This window comes from Candidatus Aquicultor secundus (assembly GCF_002791875.1).
In the GTDB taxonomy this organism is placed as follows: domain Bacteria; phylum Actinomycetota; class Aquicultoria; order Aquicultorales; family Aquicultoraceae; genus Aquicultor_A; species Aquicultor_A secundus.
Window position 1 is genome coordinate 284 of record NZ_PFNG01000197.1, and the last position, 845, is coordinate 1128.

Genomic DNA, 845 nt, shown 5'->3' on the forward strand with positions numbered 1-845 from the left:
AGCGTTTCTCTATGGGCTATCGGTGACGCAACGATTACGCGGTCGATATTGCGGGAGTGAATGAGAGGTATAAGGTCGTCAAGGGTACCGATAACACCGGCCCCATCCACGCTGCTGCCGACCAGGTTCTTATCTTTGCAGATAACGCCGACAACTTCATAGCCCCACTCCGCACGGTTCTTAAGCTCTCTAATAATCTCAAGCGCGGGCTCACCCTTGCCGACGATAAGAACCCGCTGCGTAGGCCATTTAATCTTAAAAATGCGGGCGGCGGCAATACGCCAGCCGCTCATAAAGAGTATCTGCAACAACCAGGCCAGGATAAAAACCGGCCTCGGGAATGAGAAAAACCTGAAGAAGAACGTTAAAAATACATTAAGGATCAAACCCAGCGTCGCGGCCTTGATGATGCCGGAGGTGATATCCCAGCTATCCCCCGCCTCTTCAACGTTGTAGAGGTCGTAAACGTAGAGCGCGCCTATCTGGGCCAGGGTGATAAAAAGCGCAAGACTGGTATACGCCTGGAAGTTAAGGCGCGGCAGGGCGCCTTCAAACCGCAGCAAAAACGCAACGATAATCGCCACATTGATTAGAACCGCATCGTTTATTATAGAAAAAATAACCCACTGTTTCCGACTCATAGTTGCCTCTTGCTCGCGGCCATCCGCAATCTACGTGCTCAACCCTACATCCAGGACCTGTGCCCAGGACGGCTAGCTGGTTGTAAGCACCTCCCGGTACGTTTCAAGCACCCGGTTAAACATTGTGTCCAGGGTAAACTCGCGCTCAAAGCGCTCTTTTGCCTGCCTGCCCAACCTCAAACGAAGCTCGTCGTCACGGAACAG

1 protein-coding gene is annotated in these 845 nt (G+C 52.4%); it reads right to left on the bottom strand.

The window, feature by feature from the left end; genetic code table 11:
• On the bottom strand, nt 1-641 hold a 641-nt coding region (locus tag COY37_RS08220), incomplete at its 3' end, for a nucleoside-diphosphate sugar epimerase/dehydratase (RefSeq protein WP_286977170.1).
• Between the last annotated feature and the right edge of the window lie 204 nt (nt 642-845).